The organism is Bradyrhizobium oligotrophicum, from assembly GCF_051168495.1.
In the GTDB taxonomy this organism is placed as follows: Bacteria; Pseudomonadota; Alphaproteobacteria; order Rhizobiales; family Xanthobacteraceae; genus Bradyrhizobium; species Bradyrhizobium oligotrophicum_A.
Window position 1 is genome coordinate 14,273 of sequence record NZ_JBNPVB010000004.1, and the last position, 20,063, is coordinate 34,335.

A 20,063-nucleotide genomic window follows, 5' to 3' on the forward strand; every position below is an offset into this window, starting at 1 on the left:
CTTACTTCGTCTTGGCGCGCTGCTGCGCGGCGATGGTCTTGATACGGGCGATGTCGCGGCGCGCCTCACGCAGGCGCGCGGTGTTCTCGAGCTGCCCGGTGGCGCGCTGAAAACGCAGGTTGAAGCGCTCCTTCTTCAGATTGACGATCGCATCGTCCATCTGGTCGGGGCTCATCGCGCGAATGTCGGCAATCTTCATCTCGGCCATGACCATTACTCCGCAATGCGTTCGACGAAGCGCGTCTTGATCGGCAGCTTGGCAGCGGCCAGCGTCAGCGCCTCGCGCGCGATCTGGTTGCTGACGCCGTCGATCTCGAACATCACCCGGCCCGGCTTGACGCGGGCCACCCACAATTCCGGCGAACCCTTGCCGGAGCCCATGCGGACTTCGGCCGGCTTCTTCGACACCGGCAGATCCGGGAACACCCGGATCCAGACGCGGCCGGCGCGCTTCATGTGACGGGTCAGCGCACGACGGGCGGCCTCGATCTGGCGCGCGGTGACGCGATCCGGCTCCATCGCCTTCAGCCCGAACTGGCCGAAGGCCAGCGTCGCGCCCGACGACGCAACGCCGTGGATACGGCCCTTATGCGCCTTTCGGAACTTGGTCTTCTTTGGTTGCATCATGGCTTTGAGCCCTCAAACCTGTCTTGTCGCGGCTGATCGATCAGGCCGCGTCGCGGCGCGAACGCGGCGACGGGCTTTCGCCACCACCCTCGTTCATCCGCTTGTCCTGTGCCATCGGATCGTGCTCGAGGATCTCGCCCTTGAAGATCCAGACCTTCACGCCGCAGGTGCCGAAGGTCGTGAACGCGGTGGCCACGCCGTAGTCGATGTCGGCGCGCAGCGTGTGCAGCGGCACCCGGCCCTCGCGGTACCATTCCATGCGGGCGATTTCCGCGCCGCCCAGACGACCCGAGCAGTTGATGCGGATGCCCTCGGCGCCGAGACGCATCGCCGACTGCACGGCGCGCTTCATGGCGCGGCGGAACGCGACGCGGCGCTCGAGCTGCTGCGCGATCGATTCGGCGACCAGCGTGGCATCGAGCTCCGGCTTGCGGATCTCGACGATGTTGATGACGACGTCCGACGAGGTGATGTCGGCGACGCGCTTGCGCAGCTTGTCGATGTCGGCGCCCTTCTTGCCGATCACGACGCCCGGACGCGCCGAGTGGATCGTCACGCGGCACTTCTTGTGCGGTCGCTCGATCACGATGCGGGCGACGGCCGCCTGCTTGAGCTCCTTGTGCAGGATCTCGCGGATCTTGACGTCTTCATGCAGCAGCTTGCCATACTCGGCCTTGCCGGCGAACCAGCGCGAATCCCAGGTCCGGTTGATGCCGAGACGCAGACCGATCGGATTGATCTTTTGACCCATCGTATTCTCCCAGCGCTCTTTAAGCGCTCGCCTCGACCTGACGAACAATGATCGTCAGCTGCGAAAACGGTTTGAAAACCCGGCCCGAACGGCCACGGCCGCGCGGCGAGAAACGCTTCATCACGATGCCCTTGCCGACGAAAGCCTGCGTGACGACGAGATCGTCGACCTCGAGCTCGTGATTGTTCTCGGCATTGGCGATCGCGGATTCCAGGCACTTCTTGACGTCGACCGCAATCCGCTTGCGCGAGAACTGCAGGTCGGCGAGGGCTGCCGACGCCTTGCGGCCGCGGATCATCTGCGCCACCAGGTTCAGCTTCTGCGGGCTCACCCGAAGCATCCGGGCCACAGCCTTGGCCTCGTTGTCCGGGAGGCTCCGTTCGCGCTTTGGTTTGCTCATCGCTTAATCCTCAAGCCTTCTTGGCTTTCTTATCGCCCGAATGGCCGTGGAAGGTCCGGGTCGGCGAGAACTCGCCGAACTTGTGGCCGACCATCTCTTCGTTGATCGCCACCGGCACATGCTTCTGGCCGTTGTAGACGCCGAACGTCAGGCCGACGAACTGCGGCAGGATGGTCGAGCGGCGGCTCCAGATCTTGATGACGTCGTGACGGCCGGACGCGCGCGCCGCATCTGCCTTCTTGAGCAGCGACGCCTCGACGAACGGGCCTTTCCAGACTGAACGAACCATGTCCGTCGTTCCTTACTTCTTCCGCTTGTGGCGGCTCAAGAGAATGAATTTGTCGGTCGACTTGTTGGTGCGGGTCTTCTTGCCCTTGGTGGGCTTGCCCCATGGAGTGACCGGGTGACGACCGCCCGAGGTACGGCCTTCGCCGCCGCCGTGCGGATGGTCGATCGGGTTCATCGAGACACCGCGGTTGTGGGGCCTGCGGCCCAACCAACGCGTGCGGCCGGCCTTGCCGATCGAGGTGTTCATGTGGTCCGGGTTCGACACCGCACCGATGGTGCCGCGGCAGCGGCCATGCACCAAGCGCTGCTCGCCCGAGTTCAGGCGGACGATCACGTAGTCATGGTCGCGGCCGACGAGCTGGGCGTAGGTGCCGGCCGAACGCGCCAGCTGGCCGCCCTTGCCGATCTTCACCTCGATGTTGTGCACGATCGTGCCCACCGGCATGTTGCCGAGCGGCATGACGTTGCCCGGCTTCACGTCGACATAGTTGCCGGCGATGATGGTGTCACCGACCGCAAGCCGCTGCGGCGCCAGGATGTAGGCGAGCTCGCCGTCCTGATACTTGACCAGGGCGATGAAGGCTGTGCGGTTCGGATCATATTCCAGGCGCTCGACGGTCGCGGGAACGTCGACCTTGTCGCGCTTGAAATCGACCATGCGGTACGACTGCTTGTGGCCGCCGCCGAGGAAGCGGACGGTGATGCGGCCGGTGTTGTTGCGGCCGCCGCTCGACTGCTTGCCTTCGGTCAGCGCCTTGACCGGCTTGCCCTTGTAGAGGGCCGAACGATCGACCATTACCAGCTGGCGCTGGCCCGGCGTCGTGGGGTTGAATGTCTTCAGTGCCATGGCAGCTCTGCCCTACAGTCCGGTGGTCACGTCGATGCGGTGGCCCTCTTCGAGGGTCACGATCGCGCGCTTGCTGTCCGATTGCGACCCGAGATTGCCGCGGAACACCTTGGTCTTGCCCTTGCGGACCAGCGTGTTCACGCTGCGGACCTTGACGTCGAACAGCTTCTCGATCGCCTCTTTGATCTGCGGCTTGGTCGCCTTGGCGGCCACCTTGAACAGAACCTTGTTCTGCTCGGACGCGAAGGTCGCCTTCTCGGTCACGACCGGCGCGATGATGATGTCGTAGTGGCGCGGATCAATGGTCTTCATTTGAAGCGCGCCTCCAGCGCATCGATCGCCGCCTTGGTCAGAACGAGCTTCTGACGGCGCAGGATGTCGTAGACGTTGATGCCCTGGATCGGCAGCACGTCCAGGTTCGGGATGTTGCGGGCCGCAGCAGCAAAGCCGTTGTGCAGCTCGGCACCGTCGATGATCAGCGCGTTGGTCAGGCCGAGACCGGAGAAGTGACCGATCAGCGCCTTGGTCTTCGCCGCCTCAAGCGTGGCGTTCTCCAGCACGACCAGATCGCCGTCCTTGGCCTTGGCCGACAGCGCATGCTTCAGCGCCAGGGCACGCACCTTCTTCGGCAGGTCGGTCGCATGCGAGCGAACGACCGGACCGAAGGCACGGCCACCGCCGCGGAACTGCGGCACGCGTGCCGAGCCGTGACGGGCGCCACCGGTGCCCTTCTGCTTGTACATCTTCTTGCCGGTGCGCCAGATCTCGGCGCGGCCCTTGGCCTTGTGGGTGCCGGCCTGACGCTTGTTCAGCTGCCACTGAACGCAGCGCTGGATGATGTCTACGCGCGGCTCAAGCCCGAAGATGGCGTCGGACAGCTGGACGGAGCCGGCTTCCTTGCCCTCGAGCGTGGTGACTTTCAGTTCCATTTATGCGCCCTCCTGCACGGCCGGCGCTTCGGCAGCCTGCTCACCCGCGACCTTGAACTTGCCGGGCTTCGGCGCTTCCTTCGGCAGCGGCTTCTTCACGGCGTCGCGCACCGAGATCCAGCCCCCCTTCGAGCCGGGCACCGCACCTTCCACCAGGATCAGGCCGCGCTCGACGTCCGTCTGCACCACACGCAGGTTGAGCGTGGTGATGCGGTCGACGCCCATGTGACCGGGCATCTTCTTGTTCTTCCAGGTCTTGCCGGGGTCCTGACGGCCACCGGTCGAACCGATCGAACGATGCGAGATCGACACACCGTGCGTGGCGCGCAGACCGCCGAAGTTCCAGCGCTTCATGCCGCCGGCGAAGCCCTTACCGACCGAGGTGCCGGTGACGTCAACGAACTGGCCGACGACGAAGTGATCGGCCTGGATCTCGGCGCCGACCGGAATCAGCGAGTCCTCGCTGACACGGAATTCGGCGAGCTTGCGCTTCGGCTCGACCTTGGCGACCGCGAACTGGCCGCGCTCGGCCTTCGGCATGTAGACCGTCTTGCGGCTGCCGCTGCCGAGCTGCAGAGCGACGTAGCCGTTCTTCTCGGTGGTGCGGTGACCGACCACCTGGCAATTGCCGAGCTTCAGCACGGTCACGGGGATATGTTCGCCGGTCTCCGTGAAGACCCGCGTCATCCCGACCTTTTGTGCGATCACTCCGGAGCGCATCGGCGTGCTTCCTGTTCTTCTCTATGTCCGCGTGAGGTGCGAACGTGAATCCAAAAACTTAGAGCTTGATCTCGACGTCGACGCCAGCGGCCAGGTCGAGCTTCATCAAAGCATCGACGGTCTGCGGGGTCGGATCGACGATGTCGAGCAGGCGCTTGTGGGTGCGCATCTCGAACTGCTCGCGGCTCTTCTTGTCGACGTGCGGCGAACGGTTCACGGTGAACTTCTCGATGCGGGTCGGCAGCGGAATGGGTCCGCGAACCTGCGCACCGGTCCGTTTCGCCGTGTTGACGATCTCGCGCGTCGACGTATCGAGGATCCGATGGTCGAACGCCTTGAGACGGATGCGGATATTTTGGCCGTTCATTGCCGTATCTTTCTTTGAGTAGTGAGTGGCGAGTAGCGAACAGCGAATGGATTTCTCCATTCGCCACCCGCCATTCCCTATTCGCTGTTGTTACTCGATGATCGAGGCGACGACGCCGGCGCCGACGGTGCGGCCGCCTTCACGGATGGCGAAGCGCAGCTTCTCTTCCATCGCGATCGGCACGATCAGGTGCACTTCCATCGCGATGTTGTCGCCCGGCATCACCATCTCGGTGCCTTCCGGCAGATGAACGACGCCGGTCACGTCGGTCGTGCGGAAGTAGAACTGCGGACGATAGTTGGTGAAGAACGGAGTGTGACGGCCGCCCTCTTCCTTGGTGAGGATGTAGGCCTCAGCCTTGAACTTGGTGTGCGGCTTGACCGAACCCGGCTTGCACAGCACCTGGCCGCGCTCGACGTCCTCGCGCTTGGTGCCGCGGAGCAGCGCACCGATGTTGTCGCCGGCCTGGCCCTGATCGAGCAGCTTGCGGAACATTTCGACGCCGGTGACGGTGGTCTTCTGGGTCGGACGGATGCCGACGATCTCGATTTCCTCACCGACCTTGATGATGCCGCGCTCGACACGGCCGGTCACCACGGTGCCGCGTCCCGAGATCGAGAACACGTCTTCGACCGGCATCAGGAAGGGCTGGTCGATCGGACGCTCCGGCTGCGGGATGTACTCGTCGACATTGCGCATCAGTTCGAGGATGGCGTCGTGGCCGAGCTTCTTGTCCGAATCTTCGAGAGCGGCGAGCGCCGACCCCTTGATGATCGGGATCTTGTCGCCCGGGAACTCGTACTTCGAGAGCAGCTCGCGAACCTCGAGCTCGACCAGTTCGAGCAGCTCCGGATCGTCGACCATGTCGCACTTGTTGAGGAACACGACCAGCGCCGGCACGCCGACCTGACGGGCGAGCAGGATGTGCTCGCGGGTCTGCGGCATCGGGCCGTCGGCGGCCGACACGACCAGGATCGCACCGTCCATCTGGGCGGCGCCGGTGATCATGTTCTTCACGTAGTCGGCGTGGCCGGGGCAGTCGACGTGCGCGTAGTGGCGGTTCTTGGTCTCGTACTCGACGTGGGCGGTCGAGATGGTGATGCCGCGCGCCTTCTCTTCCGGCGCCTTGTCGATCTGGTCGTAGGCAGTGAACGTCGCACCGCCCGTCTCGGCCAGGATCTTGGTGATCGCTGCGGTCAACGAGGTCTTGCCGTGGTCGACGTGACCGATGGTGCCGATGTTGCAGTGCGGCTTGTTACGTTCAAACTTTGCTTTGGCCATTTGACTCTCCGTTCAGTCGCTAAGCTGAGCTAACGACAATCAGGCAAACTTCTTCTGGACTTCAGCCGACACGTTGGCCGGCGCTTCAGCGTAGTGCGAGAACTGCATCGTGAAGGTCGCGCGCCCCTGGCTCATCGAGCGCAGGTTATTCACGTAACCGAACATGTTCATGAGCGGCACCATCGCGTTGATGACGTTGGCGTTGCCGCGCATGTCCTGGCCCTGGATCTGGCCACGACGCGAGTTCAGGTCGCCGATGACCGAACCGGTGTAGTCTTCCGGGGTCACCACTTCGACCTTCATGATCGGCTCGAGCAGAACCGACTTGCCCTTCTGCAGCGCCTCGCGGAAGGCCGCGCGGGAAGCGATTTCGAAGGCCAGCGCCGACGAGTCGACGTCGTGATACTTGCCATCGACCAGCGCCACCTTGACGTCGACCACCGGGAAGCCGGCGACCACGCCTGCGCCGAGCACGCTCTCGATGCCCTTTTCGACGCCGGGGATGTATTCCTTCGGAACCGCACCGCCGACGATCTTGGACTCGAACACATAGCCGCCGCCCGGCTCGTTCGGCTCGACCACGAGGCTCACGGCCGCGAACTGGCCGGTGCCGCCGGTCTGCTTCTTGTGGGTGTAGTCCACATTGGCCGGCTTGGTGATGCGCTCACGGAACGCCACCTGCGGCGCGCCGATGTTGGCATCGACCTTGTAAGTGCGCTTCAGGATGTCGACCTTGATGTCGAGATGGAGCTCGCCCATGCCCTTGAGGATGGTCTGGCCCGACTCGTGGTCGGTCGACACGCGGAAGGACGGATCCTCGGCTGCGAGCTTCGCCAACGCGACGCCCAGCTTCTCCTGGTCGGCCTTCGACTTCGGCTCGATCGCGATCTCAATGACCGGCTCCGGGAATTCCATCTTTTCCAGGATCACCTGGTTGGACGGATCGCACAGCGTGTCACCGGTGCGCGCTTCCTTGAGGCCGGCGAGAGCGACGATGTCGCCGGCATAGGCTTCCTTGATGTCCTCGCGGTTGTTGGCGTGCATCAAGAGCATGCGGCCGATGCGCTCCTTCTTCTCGCGGGTCGAGTTCACGACGCCCGTGCCCGAGGCCAGGATGCCCGAATAGATGCGGCAGAACGTGATCGTGCCGACGAACGGGTCGTCCATGATCTTGAACGCGAGCAGCGCCAGCGGCTCCTTGTCGTCCGCCTTGCGCACGACTTCGTTGCCCTTGTCGTCAGTGCCCTTGATCGCGGGCACGTCGAGCGGCGACGGCAGATAGTCGACGACGGCGTCGAGCAAGGGCTGCACACCCTTGTTCTTGAAGGCCGAGCCGCACAGCACCGGATAGAAGGCGCCGGTCAGAACCGCCTTGCGGATCAGCTTCTTCAGCGTCGCCTCGTCCGGCTCCTTGCCGTCGAGGAACGCGGTCAGGGCATCGTCGTCGAGCTCGACGGCAGCCTCAACCAGCTTCTCGCGGTATTCCTTGGCCTGGTCGGCGAGATCTTCCGGAATATCGGTGTAGTCGAACTTCGCGCCGAGCGACTCGTCGTTCCAGACGATCGCCTTCATCGTCACGAGGTCGATGCAGCCCTTGAAATTGTTCTCGGCGCCGATCGGAAGCTGAATCGCGACCGGCTTCGCGCCAAGGCGGTCGACGATGTCGGCCAGACACTTGAAGAAGTCGGCGCCGGTCTTGTCCATCTTGTTGGCGAAGACGATGCGCGGCACCTTGTACTTGTCGCCCTGGCGCCAGACGGTCTCGGTCTGAGGCTCGACACCCTGGTTGGAGTCGAGCACGCAGACGGCGCCGTCGAGCACGCGAAGCGAACGCTCGACCTCGATCGTGAAGTCGACGTGGCCGGGGGTGTCGATGATGTTCAGGCGCTTGCCGTTCCAAAACGCGGTGGTCGCAGCCGAGGTGATCGTGATGCCACGCTCCTGCTCCTGCTCCATCCAGTCCATCGTCGCGGCACCTTCGTGCACTTCGCCGATCTTATGGCTCTTGCCCGTGTAGTACAGGATGCGCTCGGTGGTCGTCGTCTTACCGGCGTCGATATGCGCCATGATACCGAAGTTGCGATAGTCTTCGATGGGGTGTTGGCGGGGCATGGGTGTGTTCCCTGATTTCCGTCGGTTTCGCCGTTACCAGCGATAGTGCGAGAAGGCGCGGTTGGCTTCAGCCATCCGGTGCACGTCTTCACGCTTCTTCACGGCATTGCCCCGGTTGTTGGAGGCGTCGAGCAACTCCGCCGAAAGCCGCTCGGTCATGGTCTTTTCGTTGCGGTCGCGTGCAGCCGAGATCAGCCAGCGAATCCCCAGTGCCTGCCGGCGGGTCGAGCGCACCTCGACCGGAACCTGATACGTCGCACCACCGACGCGGCGCGAGCGCACTTCGATCGTCGGCATGACGTTGTCGAGCGCCTGCTCGAACACCGTCAGCGGGCTCTGCTTGGTCTTGGCCTCGATGAGACCGAACGCACCGTAGACGATACCTTCGGCGACCGACTTCTTGCCGGCGTACATCACCGAATTCATGAACTTGGTGACGATGATGTTCCCGAACTTCGGATCCGGAAGCACTTCACGCTTTTCGGCTGAATGGCGACGCGACATCTGATCTTTTCCCGCTTTTCTCGAACGTCTTACTTCGGACGCTTCGCGCCGTACTTCGAACGGCGCTGCTTACGGTTCTTGACGCCCTGGGTATCCAGCACGCCGCGGAGGATGTGGTAACGGACACCCGGCAGGTCCTTGACGCGGCCGCCGCGGATCATGACCACCGAGTGCTCCTGCAGGTTATGGCCCTCGCCCGGGATGTAGCCGATCACCTCGAAGCCGTTGGTCAGGCGTACCTTGGCGACCTTACGAAGCGCCGAGTTCGGCTTCTTCGGAGTCGTGGTGTAGACGCGCGTGCAGACGCCGCGCTTCTGCGGCGACTGCTGCAGCGCCGGCACCTTCTTGCGCGACTTCTGCACTTCGCGCGGATTTGCGATCAGCTGGTTGATCGTCGGCATCTTGGCCTTCACCCTTCTCAACGTTCGAACGGAAACCCGACCGGATTTCCGCAAATTCTGTTCGAGGTTCCCCGCCTCACCGGGCCGCCCAGCGCGACGAAAACCCGCGCAAAACGAAATCGCGCCAACCGTTCATCGCTGAACGGAAAGCGCTTGACGCCACAGAGGACCGCGATCACCACCTGTCAGCTTGCGCTGGCGAGCGGCCTACCGAGGTCATGCATCCGAAATTGGTCTCAAGAGAACAGGCTCGAGAGATCTAATATCGTTCTGGCATTGCCTAGCTATGATCGACAGCGTTTGAGCGGCATTCGTCGAGGTTGGTGCCCAATCCGCCCCGTTTGAGGTGGTCTGGGTGGTCCGTACCGACGCTGGCGAAGCTCACCGCCTGTCGTTGAGTGCCGGCCTTTTATAAGCGGTAAATACCCAAGTCAAGCAAAACGACACTGCAGGATGCGCAAAGAAGCGCTTCTGGCCGTTGCGGTTTCCGTTCCCGCGGCACCACGCGGCCGCAAGGTAGCGGCGGACCGCCCCGCCTGCCCAGGACCTCCAGCGGACGCGTCATGGCCGGGCAATGTTCCGAAACATTGAAGATAAGGCTTTTTTCGGCTTTCGGCGACAAGGATGGCGCTGCGACGAGGCGTCCCGTGACCCGATATACCGACATAGCGATCATCGGCGGTGGCCTGGCCGGCTCGATCACGGCGGCCATGCTGGGCAAGGCCGGCGTTTCCGCGATTCTGGTCGACCCACACGCCGTCTACCCACCGGACTTCCGAATCGAGAAGATCTCCGGCCCCGAGCAGATCGGGCGATTCCGCCGCACCGGCGTGGCCGACCTGGCGCTTCGCCGGGCGACGCTGGCACCCGAGAACTGGATTGCCCGATTCGGCTATGTCCTCGACCGGGCGCCGGTCCACCAATACGGCATTCTGTACGACGCGCTGGTGGCCGCCGTGCGCGAGGAAATTCCCGAATCGGTCGGGCGAATCGTGGCCAAGGCGGCCGCGATCACGCCGGGCGAGGACCGCCAGTCGGTGGTCCTTTCCAACGGCGAGACACTCTCCGCCCGCCTCGTCGTGTTCGCCAACGGGCTGAACGTCAGCCTGCGCCACGCACTGGGAATCACCCGCACGATCACCAGCCCGGCGCATTCGATCTCGGTCGGCTTCGATCTGGAGCCGGTTGGCCGTCCCGCCTTCCCGTTCCCGGCCATGACCTATTTCCAGGAACGCGCCGGCGCCCGGGTGCCCTACGTCACCCTGTTCCCGATCGGGGACCGGATGCGCGCCAACCTGTTCGCCTATCGGGCGGTCGACGATCCCTGGCTGCGGGCGGTCCGGCGCAATCCTGCCGAGACCCTGGACGCCGCCCTGCCCGGCCTGCGGCGGATCACCGGCGACTACGCCGTCAACGGCGAGGTCAAGGTTCGGCCGGCCGACCTCATCGTCACGAGCGGCTATCGCATGCCGGGCGTCGTCCTGGTCGGCGACGCGTTCTGCACCACCTGCCCGGTCACCGGCACCGGCTCCGACAAGGTGTTCACGGACGTCGAGCGCCTGTGCAACGTCCACATCCCGCGCTGGCTCGCCACCGACGGCATGAGCGAGGCCAAGATCGCCACGTTCTACGACGATCCGGTCAAGATCGCCTGCGATGCGTGGTCGTTGAAGAAGGCGTGGAATTTTCGATCGGTCTCGATCGGCACCGGACCCCATTGGCTGGCCCAGCGCTGGGCACGCTTTGCGGTCTCGCTCGGACGCGGCGTCTGGCACCGGCTGGCGGGCAGACCGCTCAGCGCCTATTCCTCGTCATCCTCGTCGTCATCATCATCGTCGCTGTCGTCGTCGGCCTGATGCAGCCGGCTCGGCTGATGGCCCTGGTCGTCCCAGAGCTTGCGATAGGTTCCGTCCTTGGCGAGGAGCTCGGCGTGGCTGCCGCGCTCGATGGCGCGGCCGCCGGAGATGACGATGATCTCGTCCATCTCGACCACTGACGTGAGGCGATGGGTCGACCAGATCATGGTGCGGCCCTTGGCGACCTTGAGCAGCGTGCGGTTGATCGCGGCTTCGGTGGTCTGGTCGAGCGCCGAGGTCGCCTCGTCGAGCAGCAGGACGGAGGGGTTGCGGATGATGGCGCGGGCGATCGCGATGCGCTGGCGCTGGCCGCCGGACAGCGTGTCGCCGCGCTCGCCGACGAGGGTGTCGTATTTCTGCGGCAGGCTCATGATGTAGCGGTGGATCTCCGCCTTCTTGGCGGCCTCCTCCACCTCCTGGTCGGTCGCGCCTTCCTTGCCGAGCCGGATGTTCTCCCGGAGCGACATGTTGAACAGCATGTTGTCCTGGAACACCACGGCCATGCTGCCGCGCAGCGAATCGCGTGTCACTTTTCGGATGTCGACGCCGTCGATGGTGATGCGGCCCTCGTCGGGCACGTAGAGCCGCAGGATCAGGTTGAGCAGCGTGCTCTTGCCCGAGCCGGAGGGGCCGACGATCGCGATGCGCTTGCCGACGTCGAGCCTGAGGCTGAGATTGTCGAGCACCGGCGTCTGGCTGCCCTCATACTGGAAGCCGACGCGCTCGAAGGTGATGTCGTGGCTGATGCGCGGCAGATCCGGCGCGCCCGGCCTGTCCGCGCCGCGGGTGGGCTCGTCCAGCAGCTCCTGCATGTGGCGAATCGCGGCCGCCGAGGAGATCGACACCGGGACGAAATGCATGACATGGGCGATGTTGTAGGACACCTCCCAGAACGCGCTCTCGAAGGTCACGAAGGTGCCGATCGTGATCTGGCCCTTGGTGGCGAGATAGGCGCCGATCGCCAGCACCACGAGATGCAGCAGCAACACCGCGATCGTCACCGAGCGCTCGACCATGGTCGACAGGAACATCGCGTCCGCGATCTTCCGCCTTGCCTCGTCGTTGCGGAACGAGAACCAGCCGAACACCTTGCGATGCAGGCTGAAGGCCTTGATGACCGCCTGCGCCGCGATGTTCTCCTGGATGACGCCGAGCAGCGCGGACTCGTTGAGCTTCTGCTCGTAATTCGCCTGCACCGCCTTGGGCGTCAGGATGCGCGGGCCGATCAGGGTGATCGGGAACACCAGCAGCGCGATCGCCGCGAGCTGCCAGTTGAGGAACAGCATCAGGATGATGCCGGCGATGAGCTCGAGCAGCGGCAGCGCGGCACTGTTGACGAAGGTCTTGACCACGCCTTCGAAGGCCGACATGTCGACCGAGAAGCGCGACAGGATCTCGCCGCGCTTGGTGCGCTGGAAATAAGCCGCCGGCAGGTTCTGCACGTGATCGAACAGACGCGTGCGGACATCCGAGATGATGCCGGCCGCCAGCCGCGCATCCCAGCGCTCGTAGAGCACGGCGACGATCGAGGTGAAGATGCCGGCCGCGGCCAGCACGCCGAGGATGCGGTAGAGCGCCTCGAAGTCCTCCTCGCCGAGCGCGTCGTCGATCAGGAACTTCAGGCTCAGCGGCATGATGACGTTGAACAGCGTCTCGATCAGGACGCCGATCGTCACGAAGGCCAGCATCTTCTTGTATTTCGCCAGCAGCGGCGAGACGAAGCCGTAGATCGTCGCCAGCGCGCCGGCCGCCTCGCGGGCGGTAAAGACGACGAGATCCTCATCGTCGTCATCGTCGAGATCGAGACCGGCCTCTCCGCCGTCCTCCTCATCGTCCTCGTCGTCGATCAGAGGCGCCGTGTCGCTCGCCGGCGCCTTTCCCGTTCCGGCTTTTGGAACTACAGACTTGGCCGCAGCGGCCGTCCCCTGCTTGTCCTGATCATCGGCGGGCTCAGCCGCCGATGCGGACTTCCGATTTTCCGGCCGTGAAGATTTGGGCGCCATGCAACGAACCGATCCTGCACGGCCGATACGGCCGTCACGGATGAAAGCGGTCCGGCTTTAACATCTGCGCTGGCCTGCCGCCAGCATTCTCGCGACACGGTGCCGCACCGGAAAAGACAGAGGCAGCCTTGCTGTCGCGCAATCGGCACAGTCGTCGGCGCGAGGCGCGGCGATGGACGCGATCGCGGACGGCTTATGCCTCCGCTCGTCGCACCATCCCGCTCGCCGCACTAATCTTCATCGTCCTCGACCTTGTCGAAGAAGGAGTAGCGCAGGCTGTCGGCGTCCGCGTACCACTGGCCGGGGCCCTTGTTGGCGGCGAGCGTCGCGGCCCACACCTCGTCGGTGCAGTCGCGGCGATGCATCGCCAGGTCGAAGCCGTTGCCGAAGAACAGCTCCGACCACTCCCACCAGGTGCCGAGCTTCTTGACCCCGCGCAAGAGGTCGTAGCGGTCGACCAGCGCCGGCGCCATGTCCGAGGTGATCGAGCCGAACACCAGGCCGGTCTTGACGACGCGGTTGAGCTCGCGAATCGCGCGTGCCACCTGCTTGTCGCCGAGATGGCAGAGGCTGGTCTCGAACACGAAATCGAACTCGCCGGCCTTGAACGGCATGTCGGTGACCGAGCCGAGCTTGTTGTACTTCTTCAGCGCCTTCGGCGTCTTGCCGTGGATGTAGCGGTTGTTCTCGATGCCCCAGGCATCGATGCCGCGATCGCGCAGCGCACCGACCAGCTCGCCGCTGGCGGAGCCGGCGACCAGCAGCTTGTAGTCTTTGTCTTTGCCTTGGTCCTTACCTTGGCCTTTGGCTTTTCCCTGGCCCTTGTTCCAGACGATCTTGATCAGGCTGGTCAGGTAGTCCGGGTCGGTGAAATGCGCCCACGCCTCGCTGTACGGCCCCTGCCCGCGATAATTGTCGAAATAGTCGCGGTCGATCTTGTCGGACAGCGGCGTCTCCGCCTGCGAGCGGACGCGGCGCAGCCGCATCATCTCGGTGAGGATGATGTCGGTGGCGGCATCCGAGGAATCGAGCAGCCCGTTGAGCGTCGAGTCGAACAGATAGTCGCCGACCACCACGATGCCGGGATGCTCCTTCGGCTCGGGACGGTGATTCGTCATGACGTCGCGCACCGGCAGGCCGCCCGGCAGCGCATTCACCGACGACAGCCAGCGGTGGATCTTGCCTTCCATGAAGTGCGCCCGCGCATCGCCGAGCGCCGCCGGCAGCGACTTCACCGCGGCGTCGATCAGCTCCTGATCCGACAGGTTGGCGAAGGCGAGCGCATCGGAGCCCGCAATCAGCCAGTTGAGCACGCCATGCTTGCCGACATCGTGGCGCGAGCCCTCATTGTAGACGCAGCAGCCGCCGAACGCTTCCGACATGAACCAGGAACCCGGGATCCTGTCACCCCAGAACGGCTCGTCGAACAGGATCGAGACGCGCAGATAGTGCGCGGGGCGATCGAAATAGGCGATATGCTTGACCATCGACTGGCGCAGCTTCTCGCCGTCCCAGCCGACGGTCGACAGCCAGGAATGCGGCAGGCACACCAGCACGAGATCGAACTCGCGGATCTCGGGCCCCTTGCCGTTCATCATGTTGAGCCGGTAGCGGCCCTGCTCCGTCTTGCCGATGCGAAGAATACGATGGTTGAGCTGAATGTCGGCGTCGACCTCCGAGCGCAGGCACTCGATCAGCTGCTCGTTGCCGTTCTGGATCGAGTACAGGCCGATGTAGTCGTCGATATCCATCACGAAGTTCTTGAGCGCATTGAGCCCGTTGGTGTTATGCGCCTCGGTCGCGAGGTCGGAGCGCGACATCACCTTGAAGAACCGCTTGGCCGTGGGATCCTCGACCTCCTTGTCGAGCAGTTCCTCGCAGGTGACGTAGGCCCAGGGATGCTCGTTGTCGTGCGCGCCGACCCCCTCGTAATATTCGACCGGCGACATCACCTCGGTGCAGCGCTTGCGGAACGCCTCGACGGCGGCAGCGGTCTTCGGACCGAATTTGCGGCGCAGGCCGGGCACGTCGTCGAGCAGTTCGCCGTCGAGTTGCACCTGCAGCGCATCCATCGGAATCGTCTGCAGGCCGAAATGCTGGATCAGCTCGCGCAGCGGATCGGGGCCGGTCATCGAGTAGTCGTAGATCTCGGCAACCCCCGCCTCGTACATTGCCGGCGCCGTATCGAACTTGCGCGTCACGATCTTGCCGCCGAGCCGGTCGGACGCCTCGAAGATCGTCACCTTGCAGAGATCGCCGAGCTTCCGCCTCAAGTACCAGGCACTCATCAAGCCGCCCGGACCACCACCAACAATCGCAAGGTCAAGCATCGAAGTTCCGCCATCTCCGGCTGTCAGCGACGTCGCCGGTCGTCCATATCAGGGTCCTGCCACCCTCGGGGCTCGATCGGCCATAGCGTACCCGGCCTGCAGAAGCTTTGCGCCGGAGCAAATCGGCGCATCGCGACGGCAGCCGTGGGAAACCAGCTCAGCGGATCTGATGTATCCAAGAGCGCCTTCGTCCCTGAAGGGAAGATGAACAACGGGGCAGTAGCGCGGCAACAGGAGAAGATAATGTCAAAAAAAGGCCGGCTGCAGCCGGCCTTTTCTCTGATCGATGAACGCTGGGCAGCACCCGACACCGCCGGGCGCTGCCGTAACCGTTCGTTTACTCTGCCGGCGGCAGCGCCAGCGGCTGCGGCTCGGGCTGCGACGGCACGATGGCCGCCTGCTTTTCGCGCTCGTCGAGAATCAGCTTGTCGCGCTTCAAGGCGACTTCGCGGATGCGGGCCATGGAGGCGCCGGTGCCGGCCGGGATCAGACGGCCGACGATGACGTTCTCCTTGAGACCCTCGAGCGGATCGATCTTGCCGTTGACCGCCGCCTCGGTGAGGACACGGGTGGTCTCCTGGAACGAGGCCGCCGAGAAGAACGACCGGGTCTGCAGGCTCGCCTTGGTGATGCCGAGCAGAACCGGATTGCCGGTGGCGGGCTTCCTGCCCTCCTCCTTGGCCTTCTCGTTCAGCGCGTCGAACTCGATCTTGTCGACCTGTTCGCCCGAGATCATGTCGGTGTCGCCCTGGTCGGTGACCTCGATCTTCTGCAGCATCTGACGGACAATCACCTCGATGTGCTTGTCGTTGATGAGCACGCCCTGCAGCCGGTAGACCTCCTGGATCTCGTTGACCAGATAGGCCGCGAGTTCCTCGATGCCCTTGATCGCCAGGATGTCGTGCGGCGCCGGGTTGCCTTCGACGATGAAGTCGCCCTTTTCGACGATGTCGCCATCCTGCAGATGGATGTGCTTGCCCTTCGGGATCAGGTACTCGCGCGCCTCCTCGGTCTTATCGACCGGCTCGATCGAGATGCGGCGCTTGTTCTTGTAGTCGCGACCGAACCGGATGGTGCCGGCGATCTCGGCGATGATCGCGGCATCCTTCGGCTTGCGCGCTTCGAACAGCTCCGCCACCCGCGGCAGACCGCCGGTGATGTCACGCGTCTTGGCGCTCTCGGTCGAGATACGCGCCAGGATGTCGCCCGGCTTCACCGTCGCTCCAACGTCGACCGAAAGAATCGCGTCGACCGACAGCATGTAGCGGGCATCGCCGCCACGGGCGAGCTTGAGGACCTTGCCGTCCTTGCCCTTGATCACGATCGCCGGACGCAGGTCCGCGCCACCGCGCGTCCCGCGCCAGTCGATGACGACGCGCTTGGCGATACCGGTGGATTCGTCGAGCGTTTCCGAGATCGACAGACCTTCGGTCAGATCCTCGAACCCGATCGTACCCTCCGCTTCGGTGAGGATCGGACGGGTGTAGGGATCCCACTCGGCGATGCGCTGACCGCGCTTGATCGTGTCGCCCTCGTCGATATGCATGCGCGCGCCGTACTGGATACGGTGCGTCGCACGCTCGGTGCCGTCGGCGTCGACGATGGCAACCACCATGTTGCGCACCATCGCGATCAGGTGACCCTCGCTGTTGCGAGCGATCGCCTTGTTGCGGATCACGACCTTGCCCTCGAAGTTGGATTCGACGAAGGACTGTTCGTTGAGCTGCGCGGCGCCGCCGATGTGGAACGTGCGCATCGTCAGCTGCGTGCCCGGCTCACCGATCGACTGCGCGGCGATGACGCCGACAGCTTCACCGTGGTTGACGGGCGTGCCGCGGGCCAGATCGCGCCCGTAGCACATCTTGCAGATGCCGTTGACGAGCTCGCAGGTGAGCGCCGAACGGATCTTCACCTCCTGCACGCCAGCCTGCTGGATGGCGTCGATATGGCTCTCCTCCATCAGCGTGCCGGCCTTGATCAGCACGTTGCCGGTGGCCGGATCGCGCACGTCATCGCACGGCACGCGGCCGAGAATGCGCGAGCCGAGCGAAGCCACGATCGTGCCGGCGTCGACGATGGCGCGCATCTTGATGCCGAGATGCGTGCCGCAATCGTCCTGCGTGATGATGCAGTCCTGCGCGACGTCGACCAGACGGCGGGTCAGGTAACCCGAGTTCGCCGTCTTCAACGCGGTGTCCGCGAGACCCTTGCGGGCGCCGTGGGTCGAGTTGAAGTACTCGAGAACCGAGAGACCTTCCTTGAAGTTCGAGATGATCGGCGTCTCGATGATCTCACCCGACGGCTTGGCCATCAGGCCGCGCATGCCGGCGAGCTGACGCATCTGGGCCGGCGAACCGCGCGCACCGGAATGCGACATCATGTAGATCGAGTTGATGTCGGCATCCGCCCCCGTCGCCGTCTTCTTGGTGACGGAGATCTCCTTCATCATCTCCTTGGCGATCTCTTCCGAGGCCTTCGACCAGGCGTCGACGACCTTGTTGTACTTCTCGCCATGGGTGATCAGGCCGTCATTGTACTGCTGCTCGAAATCCTTCGCCAGCGTACGGGTGCTGTCGACGATCTTCCACTTGCCCGCCGGCACGACCATGTCGTCCTTGCCGAACGAGATGCCCGCCTTGAAGGCGTTGTAGAAGCCGAGCGCCATGATGCGGTCGCAGAAGATCACCGTCTCCTTCTGACCGCAGTGACGGTAGACCTGGTCGATGACGCCCGAAATCTCGCGCTTGGTCATCAGCTTGTTGATGACCTCGAAGGTCACGCGCGGGTGCTTCGGCAAGAGATTGCCGAGCATCACGCGGCCCGCGGTGGTCTCGATCCAGCGCTTGGCGATCTTGCCTTCCTCGTTCATCCCCTCCCAGCGATACTTGATCTTGCTGTGGAGATGGATGGCCTTGGCGTGCAGCGCGTGCTCGAGCTCGGCCATGTTGCCGAACGCCATGCCCTGGCCGTTCATGCCCTCGCGCATGATCGAGACGTAGTAGAGACCGAGCACGATGTCCTGCGACGGCACGATGATCGGCTGACCGTTGGCCGGATGCAGGATGTTGTTGGTCGACATCATCAGGACGCGCGCTTCCAGCTGCGCTTCGAGCGACAGCGGAACGTGCACGGCCATCTGGTCGCCGTCGAAGTCGGCGTTGAACGCCGAGCAGACCAGCGGATGCAGCTGGATCGCCTTGCCCTCGATCAGAACCGGCTCGAACGCCTGGATGCCGAGACGATGCAGGGTCGGGGCGCGGTTCAGCAGCACGGGATGCTCGCGGATGACCTCGTCCAGGATGTCCCAGACCTCCGGACGCTCCTTCTCGACCAGCTTCTTGGCCTGCTTGACCGTCGTCGACAGGCCCTTGGCGTCGAGCCGCGAATAGATGAACGGCTTGAACAGCTCGAGCGCCATCTTCTTCGGCAGGCCGCACTGGTGCAGGCGCAGCTCGGGACCGACCACGATGACCGAACGGCCGGAATAGTCGACGCGCTTGCCGAGCAGGTTCTGACGGAAGCGGCCCTGCTTGCCCTTGAGCATGTCGGCGAGCGACTTCAGCGGACGCTTGTTGGCGCCGGTGATGACGCGGCCGCGGCGGCCGTTGTCGAACAGCGCATCCACCGCTTCCTGAAGCATGCGCTTCTCGTTGCGGATGATGATGTCGGGCGCGCGCAGCTCCATCAACCGCTTCAGGCGGTTGTTGCGGTTGATGACGCGCCGGTAGAGGTCGTTGAGGTCGGAGGTCGCGAAGCGGCCGCCGTCGAGCGGCACCAGCGGCCGCAGATCCGGCGGGATCACCGGAACGACGGTCATGATCATCCATTCCGGCTTGTTGCCGGAGTGGCGGAAGGCCTCGACGATCTTCAGGCGCTTGGCGAGCTTCTTGTGCTTGATGTCGGAGTCGGTCTCCTGCATCTCGGCACGCAGCGTCTGCTCGAGCTTCTCCAGCTCGAGGCCACGCAGCAGCTCACGGATGGCCTCCGCGCCGATCATGGCGGTGAAGCTGTCCTGGCCGTATTCGTCCTGCGCCTTGAGGTATTCGTCCTCGGACAGCAGCTGACGATCCTTGAGCGCGGTCAGACCCGGCTCGAGGACGACGTAGTATTCGAAGTACAGGATCCGCTCGAGATCCTTCAGCGTCATGTCCAGGAGGAGGCCGATGCGCGACGGCAGCGACTTCAGGAACCAGATGTGCGCGACGGGAGCGGCGAGCTCGATGTGGCCCATGCGCTCGCGCCGGACGCGCGACAAGGTCACCTCGACCGAGCACTTCTCGCAGATGATGCCCTTGTACTTCATCCGCTTGTACTTGCCGCACAAGCACTCGTAGTCCTTGATCGGCCCGAAGATGCGGGCGCAGAACAGGCCGTCGCGCTCGGGCTTGAAGGTGCGGTAGTTGATGGTTTCCGGCTTCTTGATCTCGCCGTAGGACCAGGACAGAATCTTCTCCGGTGACGCAATCGAGATCCGGATCTGGTCGAAGACCTGAGCCGGCGTCGTCGGATTGAAGAGATTCATAATTTCTTGGTTCATCGTATTCTCCTCGCGGACCGATCGGGGGTCGGCCGCAAATTCGAAAATCTCTTGCAGAGGGCGCCCTGCCCCGACCCGCAGGACGAAGGCGCCGGCACCCGGCCGTCCAA

The 20,063-nt window shown here is 64.0% G+C and carries 18 protein-coding genes; 1 reads left to right on the forward strand and 17 read right to left on the reverse strand.

What is annotated here, in order from left to right; translation table 11 throughout:
• Position 1: 1 nt before the first annotated feature.
• The 14 genes from rpmC to rpsL all read right to left on the reverse strand — a co-directional run bounded on the left by rpmC (position 2) and on the right by rpsL (position 9,227).
• Complete coding sequence (rpmC, locus tag ACQR1B_RS09445; protein ID WP_006611846.1) at positions 2-208, reverse strand: 50S ribosomal protein L29; 207 nt, start codon at positions 206-208, stop codon at positions 2-4.
• A gap of 5 nt (positions 209-213) precedes the next feature.
• The gene (rplP, locus tag ACQR1B_RS09450; RefSeq protein ID WP_006611845.1) at positions 214-627 is read right to left on the reverse strand and encodes a 50S ribosomal protein L16; all 414 of its coding nucleotides are present in this window, start codon (positions 625-627) and stop codon (positions 214-216) included.
• Between the two features lie 40 nt (positions 628-667).
• Entirely contained in the window at positions 668-1,378 is a 711-nt protein-coding gene (gene rpsC / locus ACQR1B_RS09455) for a 30S ribosomal protein S3 (protein WP_006611844.1), read from the reverse strand.
• A gap of 19 nt (positions 1,379-1,397) precedes the next feature.
• A complete protein-coding gene (gene rplV, locus ACQR1B_RS09460; RefSeq protein ID WP_015667616.1) occupies positions 1,398-1,778 on the reverse strand; it encodes a 50S ribosomal protein L22 in 381 nt (126 codons plus the stop codon).
• A 10-nt stretch (positions 1,779-1,788) separates the two neighbouring features.
• Positions 1,789-2,067 carry a 30S ribosomal protein S19 gene (rpsS, locus tag ACQR1B_RS09465; protein ID WP_006611842.1) on the reverse strand — a complete coding sequence of 93 codons (279 nt, stop codon included), beginning with the start codon at positions 2,065-2,067 and terminating at the stop codon, positions 1,789-1,791.
• Between the two features lie 12 nt (positions 2,068-2,079).
• Positions 2,080-2,913, reverse strand: a complete 834-nt coding sequence (gene rplB, locus ACQR1B_RS09470; protein ID WP_434831180.1) for a 50S ribosomal protein L2 — start codon at positions 2,911-2,913, stop codon at positions 2,080-2,082.
• Between the two features lie 12 nt (positions 2,914-2,925).
• A complete protein-coding gene (locus tag ACQR1B_RS09475) occupies positions 2,926-3,225 on the reverse strand; it encodes a 50S ribosomal protein L23 (RefSeq protein ID WP_284423129.1) in 300 nt (99 codons plus the stop codon).
• A complete protein-coding gene (rplD, locus tag ACQR1B_RS09480) occupies positions 3,222-3,842 on the reverse strand; it encodes a 50S ribosomal protein L4 (RefSeq protein ID WP_315737598.1) in 621 nt (206 codons plus the stop codon). The genes ACQR1B_RS09475 and rplD overlap by 4 nt, the downstream gene beginning before the upstream one ends.
• On the reverse strand, positions 3,843-4,562 hold the full coding sequence (gene rplC, locus ACQR1B_RS09485; protein ID WP_006611838.1) for a 50S ribosomal protein L3: 720 nt from the start codon (positions 4,560-4,562) through the stop codon (positions 3,843-3,845).
• Between the two features lie 58 nt (positions 4,563-4,620).
• On the reverse strand, positions 4,621-4,929 hold the full coding sequence (gene rpsJ, locus ACQR1B_RS09490) for a 30S ribosomal protein S10 (RefSeq protein WP_002712302.1): 309 nt from the start codon (positions 4,927-4,929) through the stop codon (positions 4,621-4,623).
• Positions 4,930-5,019: 90 nt separating this feature from the next.
• The gene (tuf, locus tag ACQR1B_RS09495) at positions 5,020-6,210 is read right to left on the reverse strand and encodes an elongation factor Tu (protein ID WP_006611837.1); all 1,191 of its coding nucleotides are present in this window, start codon (positions 6,208-6,210) and stop codon (positions 5,020-5,022) included.
• A gap of 39 nt (positions 6,211-6,249) precedes the next feature.
• Positions 6,250-8,322: an elongation factor G gene (fusA, locus tag ACQR1B_RS09500; protein ID WP_434831179.1), complete on the reverse strand. Its 2,073-nt coding sequence runs from the start codon at positions 8,320-8,322 to the stop codon at positions 6,250-6,252.
• Positions 8,323-8,355: 33 nt separating this feature from the next.
• Positions 8,356-8,826, reverse strand: coding sequence for a 30S ribosomal protein S7 (rpsG, locus tag ACQR1B_RS09505; protein WP_284423126.1), 471 nt, complete (start codon positions 8,824-8,826; stop codon positions 8,356-8,358).
• 29 nt (positions 8,827-8,855) lie between these two features.
• Entirely contained in the window at positions 8,856-9,227 is a 372-nt protein-coding gene (rpsL, locus tag ACQR1B_RS09510) for a 30S ribosomal protein S12 (protein WP_006611834.1), read from the reverse strand.
• Positions 9,228-9,874: 647 nt separating this feature from the next.
• Here rpsL and ACQR1B_RS09515 point away from each other — a divergent pair.
• Entirely contained in the window at positions 9,875-11,083 is a 1,209-nt protein-coding gene (locus tag ACQR1B_RS09515) for an FAD-dependent oxidoreductase (protein ID WP_434831178.1), read from the forward strand.
• On the opposite strand, the gene ACQR1B_RS09520 is transcribed toward ACQR1B_RS09515, so the two are convergent.
• The 3 genes from ACQR1B_RS09520 to rpoC all read right to left on the reverse strand — a co-directional run bounded on the left by ACQR1B_RS09520 (position 11,029) and on the right by rpoC (position 19,953).
• Positions 11,029-13,086 (reverse strand): ABC transporter ATP-binding protein, encoded by a 2,058-nt coding sequence (locus ACQR1B_RS09520; protein ID WP_434831177.1) that lies wholly within the window; start codon positions 13,084-13,086, stop codon positions 11,029-11,031. The genes ACQR1B_RS09515 and ACQR1B_RS09520 overlap by 55 nt on opposite strands.
• Before the next feature lie 230 nt (positions 13,087-13,316).
• A complete protein-coding gene (locus ACQR1B_RS09525; RefSeq protein ID WP_434831176.1) occupies positions 13,317-15,416 on the reverse strand; it encodes an FAD-dependent oxidoreductase in 2,100 nt (699 codons plus the stop codon).
• A gap of 337 nt (positions 15,417-15,753) precedes the next feature.
• A complete protein-coding gene (rpoC, locus tag ACQR1B_RS09530; protein WP_434831175.1) occupies positions 15,754-19,953 on the reverse strand; it encodes a DNA-directed RNA polymerase subunit beta' in 4,200 nt (1,399 codons plus the stop codon).
• Positions 19,954-20,063 lie beyond the last annotated feature (110 nt).